Annotated in this window: 2 tRNA genes and 3 rRNA genes; all 5 read right to left on the reverse strand. The window is 54.6% G+C overall.

Annotated features, from left to right (window positions below):
- Window positions 1-104: 104 nt before the first annotated feature.
- Window positions 105-218 (reverse strand): 5S ribosomal RNA (gene rrf, locus B0E50_RS00005).
- Between the two features lie 183 nt (window positions 219-401).
- Window positions 402-3,283: ribosomal RNA gene (locus tag B0E50_RS00010) — 23S ribosomal RNA — on the reverse strand.
- 202 nt (window positions 3,284-3,485) lie between these two features.
- Window positions 3,486-3,561 (reverse strand) — tRNA-Ala (locus B0E50_RS00015).
- Between the two features lies 1 nt (window position 3,562).
- Window positions 3,563-3,639, reverse strand: a tRNA-Ile gene (locus tag B0E50_RS00020).
- A gap of 195 nt (window positions 3,640-3,834) precedes the next feature.
- Window positions 3,835-5,379: ribosomal RNA gene (locus B0E50_RS00025) — 16S ribosomal RNA — on the reverse strand.
- The 16S, 23S and 5S rRNA genes sit together here with 2 tRNA genes alongside, the layout of an rRNA operon.
- Window positions 5,380-5,654: the final 275 nt, after the last annotated feature.

Below are 5,654 nucleotides of genomic sequence, written 5' to 3' on the forward strand. Positions count from 1 at the left end.
GAGACGGGCTCCGCTGTTGCAGGGTGCGATCCCGACAGCTATCGCTTTCCAGCGCCCCCAAAGACGAAGGCCTCCCCGGATGGGGAGGCCTTCTTGGATAAAGCCCCTGGCGGTGACCTACTCTTGCATGGCAAAGCCACACTACCATCGGCGCATGCGCGTTTCACTTCTGAGTTCGGGATGGGATCAGGTGGTACCACGCCGCTATGGCCGCCAGGGAAGGGGTGGGAGCGGCGCTTGAGCGCCGGCTCCACATTCTTCTGAAGTGTCGGGTCAAAGACGCTGACCGGACGCTTCCGTGAGAGGGATCTCACGTGGATAAATCGTAAACGAGTGACAAGCGTCGAGGTGAATTCGAATCAGACCTTTGCTAAGACCAAAGCGAAGCGTCTTGGGGTTATATGGTCAAGCCTCACGGCTCATTAGTATCAGTTAGCTGAACGCATTGCTGCGCTTCCACACCTGACCTATCAACCACGTAGTCTTCATGGTGCCTTAAGGAGAGTCTAGCTCTCGGGAGATCTCATCTTGGGGCGTGCTTCCCGCTTAGATGCTTTCAGCGGTTATCACTTCCGTTCATAGCTACCGGGCAATGCCATTGGCATGACAACCCGAACACCAGCGGAACGTCCACTCCGGTCCTCTCGTACTAGGAGCAGCCCCCCTCAAATCTCCAACGCCCACGACAGATAGGGACCGAACTGTCTCACGACGTTCTGAACCCAGCTCGCGTACCACTTTAAATGGCGAACAGCCATACCCTTGGGACCGGCTACAGCCCCAGGATGTGATGAGCCGACATCGAGGTGCCAAACACCGCCGTCGATATGAACTCTTGGGCGGTATCAGCCTGTTATCCCCGGAGTACCTTTTATCCGTTGAGCGATGGCCCTTCCATACAGAACCACCGGATCACTATGACCTACTTTCGTACCTGCTTGATCCGTCGATCTCGCAGTCAAGCACGCTTATGCCATTGCACACAGTGCGCGATGTCCGACCGCGCTGAGCGTACCTTCGTGCTCCTCCGTTACTCTTTGGGAGGAGACCGCCCCAGTCAAACTACCCACCATACACGGTCCCTGACCCGGATTACGGGCCGAGGTTAGAACGTCAAGCACTTCAGGGTGGTATTTCAAGGATGGCTCCACGCAAACTGGCGTCTGCGCTTCAAAGCCTCCCACCTATCCTACACAGAAGAACTCAACGTTCAGTGTAAAGCTATAGTAAAGGTTCACGGGGTCTTTCCGTCTTGCCGCGGGAACGCTGCATCTTCACAGCGAATTCAATTTCACTGAGTCTCGGGTGGAGACAGCGCCGCTGTCGTTACGCCATTCGTGCAGGTCGGAACTTACCCGACAAGGAATTTCGCTACCTTAGGACCGTTATAGTTACGGCCGCCGTTTACTGGGGCTTCGATCAAGAGCTTCGCCTTGCGGCTGACCCCATCAATTAACCTTCCAGCACCGGGCAGGCGTCACACCCTATACGTCCACTTTCGTGTTTGCAGAGTGCTGTGTTTTTGATAAACAGTCGCAGCGGCCAGGTTACTGCGACCCATCGACGCTCAGTCACGCACGTGACCACGTCAATGGGCGCACCTTCTCCCGAAGTTACGGTGCCATTTTGCCTAGTTCCTTCACCCGAGTTCTCTCAAGCGCCTTGGGATTCTCACCCTGCCTACCAGTGTCGGTTTGCGGTACGGTTTTTCCATAGCTGAAGCTTAGTGGCTTTTCCTGGAAGCGTGGTGTCAGTCACTTCGCCCAATAGGGCTCGTCTCGGTGCTCGGCATAAAGAATCCCGGATTTGCCTAAGATTCATGCCTACCTCCTTTCCCCGGGACAACCAACGCCCGGTAGACCTAACCTTCTCCGTCCCCACATCGCACTATGGAAAAGTGCAGGAATATTAACCTGCTTCCCATCGACTACGCATTTCTGCCTCGCCTTAGGGGCCGACTCACCCTGCGCCGATGAACGTTGCGCGAGGAAACCTTGGGCTTTCGGCGTGGGGGCTTTTCACCCCCATTATCGTTACTCATGTCAGCATTCGCACTTCCGATACCTCCAGCAGACTTTACAATCCACCTTCACAGGCTTACGGAACGCTCCTCTACCGCGTACACATAAATGTGCACACCCCGAGCTTCGGTGCATAGCTTAGCCCCGTTAAATCTTCCGCGCAGACCGACTCGACCAGTGAGCTATTACGCTTTCTTTAAAGGATGGCTGCTTCTAAGCCAACCTCCTGGCTGTCTATGCCTTTCCACATCGTTTTCCACTTAGCTATGACTTTGGGACCTTAGCTGCGGGTCTGGGTTGTTTCCCTTTTCACGACGGACGTTAGCACCCGCCGTGTGTCTCCCGTGTAGTACGTGTTGGTATTCGGAGTTTGCCATGGTTTGGTAAGTCGCGATGACCCCCTAGCCATAACAGTGCTCTACCCCCAACAGTATTCGCACGAGGCGCTACCTAAATAGCTTTCGAGGAGAACCAGCTATCTCCGAGTTTGTTTAGCCTTTCACTCCTATCCTCAGCTCATCCCCATCTATTGCAACAGATGTGGGTTCGGTCCTCCAGTGCGTGTTACCGCACCTTCAACCTGGCCAAGGATAGATCACTCGGTTTCGGGTCTACTGCCTGAGACTATGCGCCCTATTCAGACTCGATTTCTCTTCGCCTCCCCTATACGGTTAAGCTTGCCACAGACAGTAAGTCGCTGACCCATTATACAAAAGGTACGCAGTCACCCTTGCGGGCTTCCACTGCTTGTACGTATACGGTTTCAGGGTCTATTTCACTCCCCTCTCCGGGGTTCTTTTCGCCTTTCCCTCACGGTACTAGTTCGCTATCGGTCAGTCAGTAGTATTTAGCCTTGGAGGATGGTCCCCCCATGTTCAGACAAGGTTTCACGTGCCCCGCCTTACTCAATTTCACACACCATGCCCTTTCGTCGACTGGGCTATCACCATCTATGGCCGGCTTTTCCAAACCGTTTGACTAAAACATGATGTGCTTTTGGGCTAGTCCCCGTTCGCTCGTCGCTACTCAGGGAATCTCGGTTGATTTCTTTTCCTCCGGGTACTTAGATATTTCAGTTCCCCGGGTTCGCCCTGCATGGCTATGTATTCACCATGCAGTACTCCTTGCGGAGTGGGTTTCCCCATTCGGACATTGCCGGATCAAAGCTTGTTGCCAGCTCCCCGACACTTTTCGCAGGCTGCCACGTCCTTCATCGCCTCTGACTGCCAAGGCATCCACCGTATACGCTTAGTCGCTTGACCATATAACCCCAAGTCGCCTCGGGGCATACACCCTCATCAGGTGCAGCCAAGTTACTTCGTTTTCGTGCCTTAACACTTGTCTCGGTTCGGTTCGAACCAAGACGCTTGTCACTCGTTTACTTGTTTTCAAAGAACATCACACCGGCCTCAATGCCGGATGATTTCAAATCTTTGTGTGCTGATACTTCACGCGGCGCTTATATGGTGGAGCCAGTCGGGATCGAACCGACGACCCCCTGCTTGCAAAGCAGGTGCTCTCCCAGCTGAGCTATGGCCCCATGGTGGGTCTGGGTGGACTCGAACCACCGGCCTCACCCTTATCAGGGGTGCGCTCTAACCACCTGAGCTACAGACCCATGAAAGGTGAACCCCAGAACCCGCGAGCCAAGCTACCTGGACAAACTGACCAGAACCAGGTTCGAAGCGGCGGCTGATGAAGAGTCCGTCCAGGGATGGACGGTCTTGATCTTCGCTCTTCGCGACAGGATGTCGCGTGAAGTACAGGTGTCTTGTGTGGACGTCTTGCGAGAAGGGCTACGCCGTCTATCTCGAAAGGAGGTGATCCAGCCGCACCTTCCGATACGGCTACCTTGTTACGACTTCACCCCAGTCATGAACCACTCCGTGGTCGTCGTCCCCCTTGCGGTTAGACTAACGGCTTCTGGAGCAACTCACTCCCATGGTGTGACGGGCGGTGTGTACAAGGCCCGGGAACGTATTCACCGCGGCATAGCTGATCCGCGATTACTAGCGATTCCGACTTCACGAAGTCGAGTTGCAGACTTCGATCCGGACTGGGATCGGCTTTCTGGGATTGGCTCCACCTCGCGGTATTGCAACCCTCTGTACCGACCATTGTAGTACGTGTGTAGCCCTGGCCGTAAGGGCCATGAGGACTTGACGTCATCCCCACCTTCCTCCGGTTTGTCACCGGCAGTCTCCTTAGAGTTCCCACCATTACGTGCTGGCAACTAAGGACAAGGGTTGCGCTCGTTGCGGGACTTAACCCAACATCTCACGACACGAGCTGACGACAGCCATGCAGCACCTGTGTTCCGATTCCCGAAGGCACTCCCGCATCTCTGCAGGATTCCGGACATGTCAAGGCCAGGTAAGGTTCTTCGCGTTGCATCGAATTAAACCACATACTCCACCGCTTGTGCGGGCCCCCGTCAATTCCTTTGAGTTTCAGTCTTGCGACCGTACTCCCCAGGCGGCGAACTTAACGCGTTAGCTTCGACACTGATCTCCGAGTTGAGACCAACATCCAGTTCGCATCGTTTAGGGCGTGGACTACCAGGGTATCTAATCCTGTTTGCTCCCCACGCTTTCGTGCTTCAGCGTCAGTGTTGTCCCAGATGGCCGCCTTCGCCACTGATGTTCCTCCCGATCTCTACGCATTTCACCGCTACACCGGGAATTCCACCATCCTCTGACACACTCTAGCTAGCCAGTATCCATCGCCATTCCCAGGTTGAGCCCGGGGATTTCACGACAGACTTAACTAACCGCCTACGCACCCTTTACGCCCAGTAATTCCGATTAACGCTTGCACCCTTCGTATTACCGCGGCTGCTGGCACGAAGTTAGCCGGTGCTTATTCCTCAGGTACCGTCAGCCCCACCGGTTATTAACCGGTAGTATTTCGCTCCTGATAAAAGTGCTTTACAACCCGAAGGCCTTCTTCACACACGCGGCATTGCTGGATCAGGCTTGCGCCCATTGTCCAATATTCCCCACTGCTGCCTCCCGTAGGAGTCTGGACCGTGTCTCAGTTCCAGTGTGGCTGATCATCCTCTCAGACCAGCTATCGATCGTCGCCTTGGTAGGCCATTACCCTACCAACTAGCTAATCGAACATCGGTCCGTCTGACCGCGCGAGGCCCGAAGGTCCCCCGCTTTCTCCCGTAGGACGTATGCGGTATTAGCGTAAGTTTCCCTACGTTATCCCCCACGTTCAGGTAGGTCCCGATGCATTACTCACCCGTCCGCCACTCGCCACCCACAGTATTGCTACTGCTGTGCTGCCGTTCGACTTGCATGTGTTAGGCATGCCGCCAGCGTTCAATCTGAGCCAGGATCAAACTCTTCACTTAAGTTTTCGACAACCTCGTCCTTGCGGACTCGGTCATCTATCTTTCTGAAGCGTTAGTTCCCAACCAATCAAAACTCATTACTGACTTTTTACTTGGTGGGACGCTTGCATTTATTGGACAGGTCGTAACCCTCCATCGCAAGGCGTCCACACAATTCACCTGCGCACACTGTCAAAGATCTTCTCGCTTGTCGCCGATTTCTCGGTGACGCCCCAAGACGTTTCGTCCTAGGTGAGCCGCCCATTCTACATCGCTTTTGGTGACCGTCAACACCC

This window comes from Rhodanobacter sp. C01, from assembly GCF_002001045.1.
Lineage (GTDB): Bacteria > Pseudomonadota > Gammaproteobacteria > Xanthomonadales > Rhodanobacteraceae > Rhodanobacter.